Origin of the sequence: Paraburkholderia sp. BR13444, assembly GCF_040948755.1 — a bacterium.
In the GTDB taxonomy this organism is placed as follows: Bacteria; Pseudomonadota; Gammaproteobacteria; order Burkholderiales; family Burkholderiaceae; genus Paraburkholderia; species Paraburkholderia youngii.
In genome coordinates this window covers 85,873-100,998 of the sequence record NZ_JBFPKM010000018.1, presented here as the reverse complement: position 1 = coordinate 100,998, position 15,126 = coordinate 85,873, and the positions used below count along the sequence as shown (strand labels likewise).

At 63.2% G+C, this 15,126-nt stretch carries 14 protein-coding genes; 8 read left to right on the top strand and 6 right to left on the bottom strand.

Going from position 1 to position 15,126, the window contains the following annotated elements; genetic code table 11:
* Positions 1 to 170: 170 nt before the first annotated feature.
* A complete protein-coding gene (locus AB3X95_RS33320; protein WP_176121305.1) occupies positions 171 to 806 on the top strand; it encodes a carbonic anhydrase in 636 nt (211 codons plus the stop codon).
* 109 nt (positions 807 to 915) lie between these two features.
* The gene (locus AB3X95_RS33315; RefSeq protein WP_368623509.1) at positions 916 to 2,478 is read left to right on the top strand and encodes a SulP family inorganic anion transporter; all 1,563 of its coding nucleotides are present in this window, start codon (positions 916 to 918) and stop codon (positions 2,476 to 2,478) included.
* A 126-nt stretch (positions 2,479 to 2,604) separates the two neighbouring features.
* Here AB3X95_RS33315 and AB3X95_RS33310 read toward each other — a convergent pair whose 3' ends face one another.
* The 6 genes from AB3X95_RS33310 to AB3X95_RS33285 form a co-directional block, all read right to left on the bottom strand.
* Positions 2,605 to 4,152, bottom strand: a complete 1,548-nt coding sequence (locus AB3X95_RS33310; protein WP_176121303.1) for a 2-isopropylmalate synthase — start codon at positions 4,150 to 4,152, stop codon at positions 2,605 to 2,607.
* A 368-nt stretch (positions 4,153 to 4,520) separates the two neighbouring features.
* The gene (gene pssA / locus AB3X95_RS33305; RefSeq protein ID WP_176109134.1) at positions 4,521 to 5,390 is read right to left on the bottom strand and encodes a CDP-diacylglycerol--serine O-phosphatidyltransferase; all 870 of its coding nucleotides are present in this window, start codon (positions 5,388 to 5,390) and stop codon (positions 4,521 to 4,523) included.
* 24 nt (positions 5,391 to 5,414) lie between these two features.
* Positions 5,415 to 6,053: a phosphatidylserine decarboxylase gene (locus tag AB3X95_RS33300; RefSeq protein WP_115102455.1), complete on the bottom strand. Its 639-nt coding sequence runs from the start codon at positions 6,051 to 6,053 to the stop codon at positions 5,415 to 5,417.
* 133 nt (positions 6,054 to 6,186) lie between these two features.
* Entirely contained in the window at positions 6,187 to 7,203 is a 1,017-nt protein-coding gene (gene ilvC / locus AB3X95_RS33295; protein ID WP_008920617.1) for a ketol-acid reductoisomerase, read from the bottom strand.
* 104 nt (positions 7,204 to 7,307) lie between these two features.
* Positions 7,308 to 7,799 carry an acetolactate synthase small subunit gene (gene ilvN / locus AB3X95_RS33290; RefSeq protein ID WP_008920618.1) on the bottom strand — a complete coding sequence of 164 codons (492 nt, stop codon included), beginning with the start codon at positions 7,797 to 7,799 and terminating at the stop codon, positions 7,308 to 7,310.
* A gap of 124 nt (positions 7,800 to 7,923) precedes the next feature.
* Entirely contained in the window at positions 7,924 to 9,687 is a 1,764-nt protein-coding gene (locus AB3X95_RS33285) for an acetolactate synthase 3 catalytic subunit (RefSeq protein ID WP_368623508.1), read from the bottom strand.
* Between the two features lie 355 nt (positions 9,688 to 10,042).
* Here AB3X95_RS33285 and AB3X95_RS33280 point away from each other — a divergent pair, with 355 nt between their 5' ends.
* The 6 genes from AB3X95_RS33280 to AB3X95_RS33255 all read left to right on the top strand — a co-directional run bounded on the left by AB3X95_RS33280 (position 10,043) and on the right by AB3X95_RS33255 (position 15,112).
* On the top strand, positions 10,043 to 10,606 hold the full coding sequence (locus AB3X95_RS33280) for an RNA polymerase sigma factor (RefSeq protein ID WP_008920621.1): 564 nt from the start codon (positions 10,043 to 10,045) through the stop codon (positions 10,604 to 10,606).
* Positions 10,603 to 11,025: a DUF3619 family protein gene (locus AB3X95_RS33275; protein ID WP_368623507.1), complete on the top strand. Its 423-nt coding sequence runs from the start codon at positions 10,603 to 10,605 to the stop codon at positions 11,023 to 11,025. Before AB3X95_RS33280 ends, AB3X95_RS33275 begins: the two co-directional genes overlap by 4 nt.
* A gap of 16 nt (positions 11,026 to 11,041) precedes the next feature.
* Positions 11,042 to 11,815 carry a DUF3106 domain-containing protein gene (locus AB3X95_RS33270; protein WP_368623506.1) on the top strand — a complete coding sequence of 258 codons (774 nt, stop codon included), beginning with the start codon at positions 11,042 to 11,044 and terminating at the stop codon, positions 11,813 to 11,815.
* 21 nt (positions 11,816 to 11,836) lie between these two features.
* The gene (locus tag AB3X95_RS33265; RefSeq protein ID WP_176366895.1) at positions 11,837 to 12,361 is read left to right on the top strand and encodes an RDD family protein; all 525 of its coding nucleotides are present in this window, start codon (positions 11,837 to 11,839) and stop codon (positions 12,359 to 12,361) included.
* A gap of 729 nt (positions 12,362 to 13,090) precedes the next feature.
* Positions 13,091 to 14,032: a UDP-2,3-diacylglucosamine diphosphatase gene (locus AB3X95_RS33260; RefSeq protein WP_176121299.1), complete on the top strand. Its 942-nt coding sequence runs from the start codon at positions 13,091 to 13,093 to the stop codon at positions 14,030 to 14,032.
* A gap of 48 nt (positions 14,033 to 14,080) precedes the next feature.
* Positions 14,081 to 15,112: a glycosyltransferase family 1 protein gene (locus AB3X95_RS33255; protein ID WP_176121353.1), complete on the top strand. Its 1,032-nt coding sequence runs from the start codon at positions 14,081 to 14,083 to the stop codon at positions 15,110 to 15,112.
* Positions 15,113 to 15,126: the final 14 nt, after the last annotated feature.

Here is a 15,126-nt window from a genome sequence, read left to right as displayed (position 1 = left end):
AGCTTTTTTATTCTCTAAGCATAAAGAAGAATTTTATCCTGTTCACGTCAAACAACTTCGCAAAAGAAAGGTTATTGTAAACACCGTTCGTGCACCGGCTGACGATCGACCGCGCAACTGCGGTTCCGGTCCGGTGCCAGGTCAATTGCCTCTGTTACGGAGCTGCTACGATGAACCGCCCCAAACACCTGCTGGTCGCCAACGTCGCGTGGGCCCATGAAACCGCGACGCGCAATCCGGCATTCTTTCGCGATCTCATGCGCGGACAGAATCCACACATTCTGTGGATAGGCTGTGCGGACAGCCGAGTGCCCGCCGAAACGATCACGCATTGCGAGCCCGGCGATCTGTTCGTCCATCGCAACATCGCCAACCTGTTTGATCCCGGCGACGACAACGTCGCGAGCGTCCTCGAATACGCGGTGCGAGTGCTCAAGGTCGGCCATGTGATCGTCTGCGGCCACTATGGCTGCGGCGGCGTGCGCGCCGCGCTGCTGCCGCCCGACCCCGCGCTGCCCCATGTAAACCGGCGTATCGCGCCGCTCTGCACGCTCGCGAAAACGCATCGCCCGGAACTGGACGGCGCGGCGACTGAATCGGATCGCGTCAACCGCCTCGCCGAGCTGAACGTGCTCGAACAGGTGCGGCAGCTACGTGCGAGCCCGATCGTGCACGAGGCTGATCCGGCGCCGCTCGTGCACGGCTGGATCTTTGCGCTCGACGACGGGCGCCTCAAGGTTCTCACCTCCGGTTACAGCGCCGACGACGCGATGACCTGCCCGACCGCCGCGCACAGCGCAGCCTAGCGAAGCGCGTCGCACCCGCCATTCGAACCGCGGACGGAGCCGACAGCGGAATCCTCATCGAGCCACCCCTGTTCGTCGCCCGCCGCCCCACCTCTCGCTTCTGGACTCCATGGATACTCAAACCCCCTTCTCCGCGCTCCAGCGCGACGTGCTCGCCGGAACGGCCGTTTTTCTGGTGGCGCTGCCGCTTTGCCTCGGCATTGCTCACGCGTCGGGCGTCGACCCATTTGCCGGACTGGTGTCGGGCATCATTGGCGGGCTGGTGGTTGCCGCGCTGAGCGGCTCGCGCCTGAGCGTGAGCGGCCCGGCCGCGGGCCTCGTCGTGATCGTCGTCGACGGCATCGCGCGGCTTGGCGGCTTTTCCGCTTTCCTGCTGGCTGTGCTGCTGTCGGGCGTCATCCAGTTCGGCTTCGGCATGCTCAGGGCTGGCCGGTTCGCCGCCTACGTGCCGTCGCCGGTGATCAAGGGGATGCTCGCGGCCATCGGCGTGCTGTTGATCCTCAAGCAGTTTCCCGTAGCGCTGGGGCTGTCCGGCACCGCTCATTCCGCCCACTCGGCGGCGGCGCTCGCAACGCCGCTCGGCCCAATCTCGCTGACCGCCGTGCTGATCACGCTGCTGTCGCTTGCGATCCTCGCCGGCTGGGAAACCCGCGCGCTGCGCCGCTTCGCTGTCGTGCGCATCATGCCGGCGCCGCTCGCGGTGGTGCTGCTCGGCATCGGCGCGACGCTCGCTCTCGATCTCGTCGCGCCATCGCTGGCACCGCCCGCCGAACGGCGGGTCGCGTTGCCGTCGCTCGAATCGTTCGCGGCGCTGCAAGCCGTGCTCGCGTCGGCCGACTTCGGACCACGGTTCGCCCAGCTCATCAATCCAGACATATGGCGCGTTGCGATTACGATCGCCATCCTCGCAAGTCTCGAAACGCTACTGAGCCTCGAAGCGGTCGAACAGATCGATCCGGAACGCCGCCGCGCACCGCCCGATCGCGAACTGAAGGCGCAGGGCGTGGGCAATCTGATCGCGGGTGCGATCGGTGGCCTGCCGATCACCGCGGTGATCGTGCGTAGCTCCGCGAACGTGCATGCCGGCGCAAAAAGCCGGCTCTCAGCGATCGTTCATGGCGTGTTGCTTCTCGTCAGCGTGTTCGCGCTCACCAGCGTGATCAACCTGATCCCGCTCGCCTGCCTTGCCGCGATCCTGATCTTCACTGGGTTCAAACTCGCCAAGCCGTCGTTGTTCGCCGGGCTTGCGCGACAGGGATTCGCGCCGTTCGCACCGTTTCTCGTCACGGTCGTCGGTGTGCTCGTCACCGATCTGCTGATCGGTATCGTGCTCGGCATACTGTGCAGCATGCTGTTCGCGCTGTACGCAAACCTGCGCGGCCCGATCGTGCTCGCGCAGCATGGCGATCACTACCTGCTGTCGTTTCGCAAGGACGTATCGTTTCTCGGCAAGGTGCCGCTCAAGCACTATCTGCAGCAGATTCCGGATGGCGCCACCGTCATCGTCGACGCGACACGCGCCGATTTCGTCGATCACGACGTGCGCGAACTGCTGGATGCGTTCGTCGCGGATGCGCCCCGCCGCGGAATCACCGTCGACCTCAGATATCAGGTCCGCGAGCAGGCGCGCGCAAGGAGCGGCTGGTCGCTGCGGCGCACGACAGCGGAGTAGTCCCCGCGTATCGGCTCATCGCGCCCGCGCGATGACCGCGAAAAAAAGCCCCGCGTGCCAGGCATCGCGGGGCTTCTCCTTCGATTCACCGTCGAGATTGCGCGCTACCGGCGCGCCATGTTCGCGTTACTCCGAGCGCTGCGGATTCAACTTGTCCGCATTCGAATAGAGTTTGTTGAGCGCCGAGAAATACGCCTTCGCGGACGCCGCGACGATATCCGGATCGGTGCCGGTGCCGTTGACGATGCGTCCGCTCTTCGACAACCGCACGGTCACTTCGCCTTGTGCCTGCGTGCCGGTCGTGATCGCGTTGACCGAGTACAGCAGCAGCTCGGAGCCGCTGCCCACTTCCGTTTCGATCGCGTTGAGCGTGGCGTCGACCGGGCCGTTGCCGCGTGCTTCGCCGGTGATCTCTTTGCCCTCTACCGAGAACACGACCTTCGCGTGCGGCTGCTCGCCGGTTTCCGAATGCTGCGACATCGACAGGAATTTGTAGTGCTCCTTCTCGTGCGCTTCGGCCGATTCCTCGTTGACGATCGCGATGATGTCTTCGTCGAAAATCTCCGCCTTGCGATCTGCAAGTTCCTTGAAACGCGCGAACGCGGTATTCAGTTCGGCTTCACTGTCGAGCGCGATGCCGAGCTCCTGCAGACGCTGTTTGAACGCATTGCGGCCCGACAGCTTGCCGAGCACGATCTTGTTCGCGGTCCAACCCACGTCTTCCGCACGCATGATTTCGTAGGTGTCGCGCGCCTTCAGCACGCCGTCCTGATGGATGCCCGACGCGTGCGCGAATGCGTTCGCGCCGACCACGGCCTTGTTCGGCTGAACGACGAAACCAGTGATCTGCGACACCAGCTTCGAGGCCGGCACGATTTGAGTCGTATCGAGACCGACGTCGAGTCCGAAGTAATCCTTGCGGGTCTTCACCGCCATCACGATTTCTTCGAGCGACGTATTGCCCGCGCGCTCGCCCAGACCGTTGATCGTGCATTCGACCTGGCGCGCGCCGCCGATCTGCACGCCGGCGAGCGAATTCGCGACCGCCATGCCGAGGTCGTTGTGGCAATGCACGGAGAACACCGCCTTGTGCGAGTTCGGAATGCGCTCGCGCAGCGTCTTCACGAGCTGGCCATAGAGCTCCGGCACGCCGTAGCCGACCGTGTCCGCAATGTTGATCGTGGTCGCGCCTTCGGCGATCACCGCTTCCAGCACACGGCACAGGAAGTCCATATCCGAGCGGCTGCCGTCTTCCGGCGAGAATTCGACGTCGTCGGTGAACTTGCGCGCGAAACGCACCGCGAGCCTGGCCTGCTCGAAGACCTGCTCGGGCGTCATGCGCAGCTTCTTTTCCATGTGAAGCGGCGACGTCGCGATGAACGTGTGGATGCGGAAATGATCGGCCGGTTTCAGTGCGTCGGCGGCCTTCTGAATGTCCTTGTCGTTCGCGCGCGCAAGCGAGCAGATCGTGCTGTCCTTCACCAGACCGGCGATCGTATGGATCGCGTCGAAGTCGCCGTTCGAGCTGGCCGCGAAACCCGCTTCGATCACGTCGACTTTCATCCGTTCGAGTTGCTTGGCGATGCGGATCTTCTCTTCCTTCGTCATCGATGCGCCGGGCGATTGCTCGCCGTCACGCAGCGTGGTGTCGAAAATGATCAGTTTGTCGGACATGTCGGGCCTCCTCGGGAGTCGTTCAGATGTGGGACTTGGTTTTGGAATAGGACGATGGGCGCCACCGCTGGCAAGGTAGGGCGATCGCGATGATCGCGGCCGGCGCGGACGGAACGCAAAAACGCATAAGGACGAGAACCAAGCATGATGGCGCGGCGCAGCGAACGGTCTCGCCGACCCGGCAAAATCGGCCACGCCAACGCACTGATCCGACGACTATAGCGGCATTCCAGCCACCACGCAATGCACGCCTGGACGGCCTGCGGCGCGCTCCGAAGCGGGCTCGTAACAGCATCAGCCAACGAAAAACGGCAGCACGTGGGCTGCCGTTTTTGGTATGTCGCTGCGATGCAGCGAAGTTCGAATCGTCACCGGTCGTGCGACATCGAACGCGCCGGATTGGCCCGGCCGCGCATCGCCTGATACGCCCAGAACACGTAGCCGGACAGACCGTACAGCACGAACAGACCGAACAGCATCAGCGGCGGGTCGGACGACACCAGCACGAACGCGACCACCACCAGCAGGATCACGCCGAACGGTACGCGATGCCGCACGTCGAGCGCCTTGCCGCTGTAGAACGGTGCGTTCGACACCATCGTCACGCCCGCATAGATGGTCAGCACGAACGCGACCCACGGCAGCCAAACGAGCTTCAGCGGCACGCGGTTGTCGGTGGCGAGCCACACGAAACCGGCGATCAGCGCCGCCGCGGCCGGGCTCGGCATGCCCTGAAAAAAACGCTTGTCGACCACGCCGATGTTCGTATTGAAACGCGCGAGCCGCAGCGCCGCGCCGGAGCAATAGACGAACGCCGCGAGCCAGCCCCACCGGCCGAGGTCTTTCAGTATCCACTCGTACATCACGAGCGCGGGCGCAACCCCGAACGACACCATGTCCGACAGGCTGTCGAACTGCTCGCCGAACGCGCTTTGCGTATGCGTCATGCGCGCGACGCGGCCGTCCATGCCATCGAGCACCATAGCGACGAAGATCGCGATCGCCGCGATCTCGAAGCGCACGTTCATCGCCTGCACGACGGCGAAGAAACCGCAGAACAGCGCGGCCGTGGTGAACGCGTTCGGCAGCAGGTAGATGCCGCGCTTTCTGAGGAATTGCTGACGCTGCGCGCGCCGGCTGTCGACGGCGGGCGACTCCGTGACCACCGGCTTGTTGCGACGAAACGGACGCGGCAGCGGTCCGCTGCTGCGAGGTCGACGCGGTTTGAATGCGGCCATTCGGACAACCTCCTGTATGCCGCTTTACAGCTCGGCGAGGATCGTGGACGACGCCGACACCTTCTCGCCGATCGATACGCGCGGGCGGCTGCCCACCGGCAGATACACGTCGACGCGCGAACCGAAGCGGATGAATCCGTAGCGCTGCCCGCGGGTCAGCGGCTCGCCGGCACGGACGTAGCAAAGAATGCGCCGTGCAATCAACCCGGCGATCTGCACCGACGTGACCGTTTGGCCGCCGGCCATCTCGATCACGACCGCGTTGCGTTCGTTTTCGAGCGAGGCTTTATCGACCGCGGCGTTCAGATACGCGCCGGGAAAGTATTCGACCTTCGAGATCGCGCCGTCGACCGGCGAGCGCTGCGAGTGCACGTTGAACACGTTCATGAAGACGCTGATCTTCAGCGCTTCACGATTCGCATAGGGGTCATGGGCGGTTTCTACCGCGACGATGCGACCGTCGGCGGGACACAGCACCGCGTTGGCCTGCGTCGGAATCGGACGCGCCGGGTCGCGGAAGAACTGCACGACGAAGATCAGGATCAGCCAGAAGAGCCACGCAAAGCCGAACCCCGCGAAGGCGTGAACCAGTAGTGCAACGACGGCCGCGATGGCGATGAACGGCCAGCCTTCTCGCGCGATGATCGGATGAGGGTAATTCATGGATGGCTTCTGTGTTTTTGTAAAACCGTAGGATAGCAAAAGCCGCCCAGGGTTCAGCACCCTTGGACGGCTTTTTGACTGGTCCGGCCGCCGCGCTGAAGGCGCCGCGCCGGACCTCGTGACGTCGAGACGCTTAGTTCTTCGACTGGTCGACGAGCTTGTTCTTCGCGATCCACGGCATCATTGCGCGCAGCTTCGAGCCAACCTGCTCGATCTGGTGCTCGGCCGTCAGACGGCGACGCGATTGCAGCGTCGGTGCGCCAGCCTTGTTTTCGATGATGAAGCTCTTCGCGTATTCGCCGGTCTGGATGTCGGTCAGCACGGCCTTCATCGCCTTCTTCGTTTCAGCGGTCACGATGCGCGGACCCGTCACGTACTCGCCGTACTCGGCGTTGTTCGAGATCGAGTAGTTCATGTTCGCGATGCCGCCTTCGTAGATCAGGTCGACGATCAGCTTCAGTTCGTGCAGGCACTCGAAGTACGCCATTTCCGGCGCGTAGCCCGCTTCGACCAGCGTTTCGAAGCCAGCCTTGATCAGGTCGACGGTACCGCCGCACAGCACAGCCTGCTCGCCGAACAAGTCGGTTTCGGTTTCTTCGCGGAAGTTCGTTTCGATGATGCCCGCACGGCCGCCGCCGTTAGCCGCTGCGTACGACAAAGCGATGTCGCGCGCCGCGCCCGATTTGTCTTGCGCAACCGCGATCAGGTGCGGCACGCCGCCACCTTGCGAATAGGTGCCGCGAACCGTGTGGCCCGGCGCCTTCGGCGCGATCATGATCACGTCGAGGTCGGCACGGGGGATCACCTGGCCGTAGTGCACGTTGAAGCCGTGCGCGAACGCGAGCGCTGCGCCCTGCTTGATGTTCGCGTGGACTTCCTTCGCGTACACGTCGGCGATCTGCTCGTCCGGCAGCAGCATCATCACGACGTCCGCGCCCTTCACCGCTTCCGCGACTTCCTTGACTTGCAGGCCGGCGTTTTCAGCCTTGCTCCACGATGCGCCGCCCTTACGCAGACCGACCGTGATGTTCACGCCGCTTTCCTTCAGGTTCAGCGCGTGCGCATGGCCTTGCGAGCCATAGCCGATGATGGTGACCTGCTTGCCCTTGATGAGAGAGAGATCGGCGTCCTTGTCGTAGAAAACTTTCATGTCGGTTCCTTGGCTAGATTCAATGATTCAGAAAATTCAGGTACTGCGAATGTTGTTATTACAGCCGGGTGATGCGGCGTTGCCCGCCCTTGCGAAACGCGACGTCAGACCTTCAGAATGCGCTCGCCGCGACCGATGCCCGAGCTGCCCGTGCGGACCGTCTCGAGAATCGCCGTGGAGTCGAGCCCCTCGATGAAGGCGTCGAGCTTGTCGCTCGCCCCCGTCAGTTCGATCGTGTAGGTCTTTTCGGTGACGTCGATGATGCGGCCGCGGAAAATGTCCGACATCCGCTTCATCTCCTCACGTTCCTTGCCGACCGCCCTCACCTTGATCAGCATCAGCTCGCGTTCGATGTGAGCGCCCTCGGTAAGGTCGACCACTTTCACCACCTCGATCAGGCGGTTCAGATGCTTCGTGATCTGTTCGATCACGTCGTCGGAGCCAACGGAGACGATGGTCATGCGCGACAGCGAACGATCTTCGGTCGGAGCCACCGTCAAGGTTTCAATGTTGTAGCCGCGTGCCGAGAACAGACCCACCACGCGCGACAATGCGCCCGGTTCGTTTTCCAGCAGGACGGAAATGATGTGTCTCATGTTTCGCTTCTTCCAGATGTAGTGTCGATGTCTGCGAGCGGAGCGGCGCCGCTTCGTCTGCTTTCGCCTTTTGTGAAGGCGCGCATCACGAAGCAGGCGCTGGAGTTACCCGTGCGCCCCGTCGTTAAAGATCTTCCGAACCCAGGAGCATCTCGGTGATGCCCTTGCCGGCCTGAACCATCGGCCAGACGTTTTCGGTCGGATCAGTCTGGAAGTCGAGAAACACCGTGCGATCCTTCAGGCGCAGCGCTTCCTTCAGCGCCGGTTCAACATCGGCCGTGCGCTCGATGCGCATGCCCACGTGACCGTACGCTTCGGCGAGCTTCACGAAGTCCGGCAGCGCATCCATGTACGAATGCGAATAGCGCTTGCTGTACTCGATCTGCTGCCACTGGCGCACCATGCCCAGATAGCGGTTGTTCAGCGAAATAATCTTGATCGGCAGGTCGTACTGCTTGCAGGTCGACAGCTCCTGGATGCACATCTGGATCGAGCCTTCGCCCGTGACGCACAGCACGTCGTCGTCCGGATGGGCCATCTTCACGCCCATCGCGGCGGGCAAGCCGAAGCCCATCGTGCCGAGGCCACCGGAGTTGATCCAGCGACGCGGCTTGTTGAACTTGTAGAACTGCGCGGCCCACATCTGGTGCTGGCCGACGTCGGAGCACACGAACGCGTTGCCGTCGGTCAGCTCCCACGCCTTTTCGACCACGTACTGCGGCTTGATGATGTCGCTCTTGCGGTCGAACCTCAGGCAGTCTTTCGCGCGCCAGCCTTCGATGTCCTTCCACCAGTCGGCGAGCGCCGCGGTGTCGGGGCCATGCTCGGCCGTCTGCAACTGCTCGATCAGTTCCTTCAGCACTTCCTTCACGTCGCCGACGATCGGGATGTCGACCTTGACGCGCTTGGAAATGGAAGAAGGATCGATATCGATATGGATGATCTTGCGCGGCCGCGACGCGAAGTGATTCGGATCGCCGATCACGCGGTCGTCGAAACGCGCGCCGATGGCGATCAGCACGTCGCAGTGCTGCATCGCCATGTTGGCTTCGTACGTACCGTGCATGCCGAGCATGCCGAGGAATTTCTTGTCGCTCGAGCGGTAGCCGCCCAGGCCCATCAGCGTATTGGTGACCGGATAGCCGAGCAGATCGGCAAACTGGTTCAATTCACGAGATGCATCCGCGAGCACGATGCCGCCGCCGGTATATATATACGGGCGCTTCGCCGACAGCAGCAGCGAAACCGCCTTGCGGATCTGACCGGAGTGGCCCTTCGTGACCGGGTTGTACGAGCGCAGCGACACGCTCTTGATCGGCTCGTACTGGCACGGCGCCTTCGACACGTCCTTCGGAATGTCGATCAGCACAGGGCCGGGACGGCCGGTACGGGCGATGTAGAAAGCTTTCTTGACGGTGGCGGCGAGATCGCGCACGTCCTTCACGAGGAAGTTGTGCTTCACGCAGGGACGCGTGATGCCGACCGTGTCGCATTCCTGGAATGCGTCCTGACCGATCGCGGCAGTCGGCACCTGGCCGCTGATCACGACCATCGGGATCGAATCCATATAGGCGGTGGCGATGCCGGTCACGGCATTGGTGACACCGGGGCCGGAGGTCACGAGACAAACGCCGACCTTGCCGGTGGAGCGGGCATAGGCGTCGGCAGCATGCACGGCGGCCTGCTCGTGGCGCACCAGCACGTGCTGGAACTTGTCCTGCTTGTACAGCTCGTCGTAAATGTAGAGTACCGAGCCGCCGGGATAGCCCCAGATGAATTCGACGTCTTCGTCGGCCAGTGCCTTCATGAGCACGGTGGCGCCGATAGAGTCTGCTTCGTGAGGGGGGGTCGTATCCGACGTGGAGAATTCCGCGCTGGGCATATTCATTGATTCACCTTTCGAATTTTCGGCAAAAAATTGATCGGGTGCTCTCTGCCGGGCTTGTGGCTCGGGTTCAAGCGGCGCGTCCAGTTGACAGGCGGGCTTCTTGGGCCACACCTCAATTGAGACAACTCACTTATGTTGCGAACCAGCGACGATAGCTGTTGGCGCGCTCGCGGTCAAGAAAATATTGCCGTTAGGACACGCGCAGGAGCGGGTGATCGGACGGAATGTGATTGTCATGCAATTGCAAGGTTCGGCAGGTTTCACCCCAATCTGAGCAAAAATTTGTTAGCATCCGCGAGTTTTACGACATTTTTCGACCGATTACGCGCACGCTTGCTGCGCCGACCCCACACGGATGGCATCAGACAAGGAACTCGCCGATTTTCTGGCGGGCGTCGAAAGACGCGCGTTCAAGCAGACGGTCTACGCCGTGCGGGACGACGATGCGTCCCTCGACATCGTGCAGGACGCGATGATCAAGCTCGCCGAGAAATACGGCGACCGCCCGGCGGCCGAACTGCCCCTCCTGTTTCAGCGTATTCTGCAGAATGCGACACACGACTACTTCCGTCGTGCCAAAGTACGCAATACCTGGGTTAGTCTGTTCTCGTCGCTCGGCAACGCCGACGACGACGAATTCGACCCGCTGGAAACCTTCGAGGCCGAGGCGGGTTCGGCTGGCGCCGAGAGCAACGAGCAGAAGCTCGAGCGCGAGCAGGTCCTGCAGTTGATCGACGACGAGATCCAGAAATTACCGGCACGTCAACGGGAGGCGTTTCTCATGCGTTATTGGGAGGATATGGATGTCGCCGAGACTGCCGCCGCAATGGGCTGCTCCGAAGGCAGTGTGAAAACGCACTGCTCCCGGGCCACCCACACGCTGGCGCAAGCGCTCAAGGCGAAAGGAATCACGCTATGAGCTCCCTCGAAAACACAGAACTCGAGTTTGCGCGTCGACTGCGCCGCGCGCTCGACGAAAACACCGCCAGCCTCCCTCCTGCCACCGTCGACCGGCTTGCCGCCGCGCGTCGCGCCGCGTTGGCGCGCAAGAAGCCCGAAGCTGTCAGCGCGCCGGTATTCGTGCCTGCGTTCGCCGGCACGCCGGCCGGGTTGCCGCAGAGAGGCTTCGAGCCGCGCCGCCGCTGGTCGCTGCGCCGCTTCGCGCTCGCGTGGCCGCTCGCCGCGCTGGTGGTGAGCCTGATCGGCATCGCGTACTGGGAAGACCAGCAGCGCACCGCCGAACTCGCCGATATCGATGCCGCCATGCTTAGCGACGACCTGCCGCTCAATGCCTATCTCGACCACGGCTTCAACGCGTATCTTTCACGCGCCCACTGAGCGGGAGATTCCTCGGGTGAGTTACAAGCGCGGCCTGGCCGTTGTTTTCGGATGCACGATCGCAGCACTGGTGTCGTTCGTTGCGACCTATCCGCGCTTTCATCCGAGCCCGTCCCCGGCGGGCCATCCGTCGCCCGGCGTCAACGTCGCCGCGCCCGCGCCCGCCCCCGCACTTTCCGTCGACTTGCCTGGCCTGCCCGGCAGCAACAGCCCGCTCGCGTGGTCGCGTCTAAGCGCCGCTGAGCATGTCGCTCTCGCACCATTCGCATCGCAGTGGGATTCGTACAGCGACGAACGCAAGCGGAAGTGGATCAAGATCGCGTCGCGATACGCAAAGATGTCGCCGGATGCGCAAAAGCGTCTGCATGAGCGCATGAGCGAATGGGTGCGCATGACGCCCGATCAGCGCCGCGTCGCGCGAGAGAACTACCAGGTTTCGAAGGAATTGCCGCGCGAAGCGCGCCAGAACGCGTGGAAGGCGTACCAACAACTGCCCGAAGAAACGAAGGAGCGGCTCGCCGCCAGTGAGCGCAAGCGTCGCCCCAGCGTCGTCAGCGCGCCGCCGTCGGCTCGCAATGAGATCAAGGGCATCGACCGGTTCGTGAACGCGCGCGAGCACGGCGCGGGCGCCAGCGCTGCCGCGGCGGCGAGCGCCGCACCGGGCGCCTCGGCACCGGCCGCGGCCTCGCTGCCGGCCAGCCCCGCGATTCCGGCGCCCGGCAGCTTCGTGCCGGCGACGCCGGTGCCCGTGTCGCCGGCCGAAGCGCCGGCGATCTTCCACGGCTCCTGATTCCGATCCCGAGCCCATTACGTGTCCCAGTCGCTCGTCACTCCCAGCCTGCCCGCGGCCGCGCCCGGCGGCACGGCGCCCACCGTCCGGCGACGGCTGGCGGCGCTGCTCTACGAGGCGGTCATTCTGTTCGGCGTGGTGTTTCTCGCCGGCTATCTGTTCAGCACGCTGACGCAGCAGCGTAACGGGCTCGCGCATCACAACCTGCTCGCCTGCTGGATTGGCTTCGTGGTTGGCGTGTATTTCGTCTGGTTCTGGACGCATGGCGGCCAGACGCTGCCGATGAAAACCTGGCGGTTACGGGTTGTTGGCGCTGATGGCGGGCCGGTTTCCGTTGGACGGGCGATTGCGCGGTATGTGCTCGCCTGGTTGTGGTTTTTGCCGCCGTTGGCGGTGCATCCGCTTCTTGGCTTGCGGGTGCCGCAGACGCTTGTTTTTGCGGGCGTCTGGTTCGTGGTCTGGGCCGCGAGTGGGCGGTTCGATCCGCAGCGGCAGTTTTTGCATGATCGGCTCGCGGGGACGCGGGTGGTCCAGGTTGTGCGCTAGCGCGCGTGCTCAATGCGTTGCGGGGTTGGGCGGGGTGAGGCTTTTTTGTCTTTGTTCTTTGCGGTGTTGGCCTTTCCTTGCTGGCTTGTCGGTCTATTAGCGTTGCCCCTGTGCGGGGCGGCACCTACTTTCTTTGCTGCTGCAAAGAAAGTAGGCAAAGAAGACAGCTCAAACCGCTAACTCTTAAGCGGGTCCCTCGGTCCGCGTGAGGTAGTGGTGCATCTGGAATCCGTGCTCCCGCACATTCCGCGTTCGTGACACGGCAGTCATTCTTCCGGCGGCGCTCCGCGCGCCGAATCCCCGCTCCAAAACCACTCGTTGTTTCGGCGCCTCGCCGAGGCAACCCGCCGGTTTCCCCGGCTGACCCGTCCGCGACGCACGCAGTGCGGAGTGGGATGAATGACGGCTTTGTCACTGCCGTCGAATGTGCGGGGGCACGGATTCCAGATGCACCACTACCCCTGCCAAGCCAGGGGACCCGCTTATGAGCTGGCGGTTTGAGCCGTCTTCTTTGCCTACTTTCTTTGCACCAGCAAAGAAAGTAGGTGCCGCCCCGCACAGGGGCAACGCTAATAGACCGACAAGCCAGCAAGCAAAGGCCAAAAAAGCCAGAACAACGAAAAAACAGGCCCCGCCAAGGCTGCTCCGTAATAAGAACTTCTCGTGACTGTCACGGCAGAGTCACTCGCGCCTGGCCCAATACGGGCACCGCCACTCGACGCGTGAGCCATGGACCCCAATACGTCCGCGACTTCCCTGTTTCGTCAAACCGGTCCGAGCGTCGACCCCGTCGCGTTCCGGCCCGCCCCAGGTTCTACTCATCACGGCCTGCCGCTGCCGGCGACGCCATCACTCGACGCCCACGCCGATCATCCCGATGACGGCCACGACGATCCACATCGCTATCGCACGATCTGGCTCTCGGATATCCATCTCGGCTCGAGCGGCTGCCAGGCCGGTTATCTGCTCGACTTCCTGCGCCACAACGAATCGGAGTACCTGTACCTGGTCGGCGACATCATCGACGGCTGGCAGTTGAAGAAAGGCTGGTACTGGCCGCAGGCCCACAACGACGTCGTGCAGAAAGTGCTGCGCAAAGCGCGCAAAGGCACCCAGGTCATCTACGTGCCCGGCAATCACGACGAAGCCGCGCGCCAGTTCTGCGACCTCGCGTTCGGCGACATCCACGTGCGCGGCGAAGCGTTCCACACGACGCTCGCCGGCAAGCGGCTGTGGATCGTGCACGGCGATTTGTTCGACGGCGTGATCCAGCATGCGAAATGGCTCGCCTATCTCGGCGACACGCTGTACACGATGATCCTCGTGCTGAACCGCTGGTTCAACCGCATTCGCAGCAAGCTCGGCTTCCCGTACTGGTCGCTGTCGCAATACCTGAAGCATCAGGTCAAGAACGCGGTCAACTTCATCTCGTCGTTCGAAACCGTGATGACCGACGAAGCGCGTCGCCGCGGCTGTGACGGCGTCGTCTGTGGGCACATCCACAAGGCCGAAATGCGCGAGATCGACGGTGTGCTCTATTGCAACGATGGCGATTGGGTCGAGAGTCTGTCGGCTCTCGTCGAGACCTATGAAGGCGAACTCAAGGTGATCTTCTGGACCGCGCTGCGCGCGCCCCAGAAGGGCACGCAAAAAGCCCGCGCCACTGCCTGAGCAGTTCCACTCTCCAATTCCACAGGGCCCGCAGCGATGAACAACGCGATGAAGATCATGATCGTCACCGACGCATGGGAGCCGCAGGTCAACGGCGTCGTGCGCACGCTGAAGAACACCCGGCGCGAACTCACCGCGCTCGGCCATCAGGTCGATCTGCTGACACCGCTCGAATTCCGCACCATCCCGTGCCCGACTTATCCGGAGATACGCCTGTCGCTGCTGCCGCGCCGCCGGCTGCGCGAGCGCATCGACCGTTTCGCGCCCGATGCGTTGCACATTGCGACCGAAGGTCCGCTCGGCATGGCCGCGCGCGCATATGCGATCGAGCACAAGCTGCCGTTTACGACCGCGTATCACACGCGCTTTCCCGAGTACGTGCAGGCGCGCTTTCGCATCCCGCTCGCGGTGACCTACAAGTTTCTGCACTGGTTCCACGAGCCGTCGCTCGCGGTGATGGCGCCCACGCCCGTCGTCAAGCAGGACCTCGAAAAGTTCGGCTTCACCAATGTCGTGCTGTGGACGCGCGGCGTCGATCTCGAGATCTTCCGTCCGATGGACTCGAAGGTGCTCAACACCGCGCGGCCGATCTTCCTGTACGTGGGACGCGTGGCGGTCGAGAAGAACGTCGAGGCTTTCTTGCAGCTCGATCTGCCCGGCTCGAAGTGGGTCGCGGGCGAAGGTCCGGCGCTCGCCGAACTGAAGTCGCGCTACCCGCAGGTCAACTATCTGGGCGTGCTGTCGCAGGCCGAACTCGCGAAGGTCTACGCGGCCGCCGACGTCTTCGTGTTTCCGAGCCGCACCGACACGTTCGGGCTCGTGCTGCTCGAAGCGCTCGCATGCGGTACGCCGGTGGCCGCGTATCCGGTCACCGGCCCGATCGACGTGCTCGGCGACGGCGGCGCCGGTGCGATGCATGAGGATCTGCGCGAGGCCTGTCTCGAGGCGCTGAAGATCGAGCGATCGCATGCGCGCGCATGGGCCGAGCGCTTTTCGTGGGCAGCGGCGTCCGCACAATTCGCCGCGCATTTGAAGCCACTGCGCGGCACGGCGTATCGTGAGGAAAGCGCCGCTGCGTGATGCGGCGAGCGGAG

Coding starts and splice junctions, on each gene's coding strand:
- AB3X95_RS33320 (WP_176121305.1), top strand. CDS start 171: ATGAACCGCCCCAAACACCTGCTGGTCGCCAACGTCGCGTGGGCCCAT.
- AB3X95_RS33315 (WP_368623509.1), top strand. CDS start 916: ATGGATACTCAAACCCCCTTCTCCGCGCTCCAGCGCGACGTGCTCGCC.
- AB3X95_RS33310 (WP_176121303.1), bottom strand. CDS start 4,152: ATGTCCGACAAACTGATCATTTTCGACACCACGCTGCGTGACGGCGAG.
- pssA (WP_176109134.1), bottom strand. CDS start 5,390: ATGGCCGCATTCAAACCGCGTCGACCTCGCAGCAGCGGACCGCTGCCG.
- AB3X95_RS33300 (WP_115102455.1), bottom strand. CDS start 6,053: ATGAATTACCCTCATCCGATCATCGCGCGAGAAGGCTGGCCGTTCATC.
- ilvC (WP_008920617.1), bottom strand. CDS start 7,203: ATGAAAGTTTTCTACGACAAGGACGCCGATCTCTCTCTCATCAAGGGC.
- ilvN (WP_008920618.1), bottom strand. CDS start 7,799: ATGAGACACATCATTTCCGTCCTGCTGGAAAACGAACCGGGCGCATTG.
- AB3X95_RS33285 (WP_368623508.1), bottom strand. CDS start 9,687: ATGAATATGCCCAGCGCGGAATTCTCCACGTCGGATACGACCCCCCCT.
- AB3X95_RS33280 (WP_008920621.1), top strand. CDS start 10,043: ATGGCATCAGACAAGGAACTCGCCGATTTTCTGGCGGGCGTCGAAAGA.
- AB3X95_RS33275 (WP_368623507.1), top strand. CDS start 10,603: ATGAGCTCCCTCGAAAACACAGAACTCGAGTTTGCGCGTCGACTGCGC.
- AB3X95_RS33260 (WP_176121299.1), top strand. CDS start 13,091: ATGGACCCCAATACGTCCGCGACTTCCCTGTTTCGTCAAACCGGTCCG.
- AB3X95_RS33255 (WP_176121353.1), top strand. CDS start 14,081: ATGAAGATCATGATCGTCACCGACGCATGGGAGCCGCAGGTCAACGGC.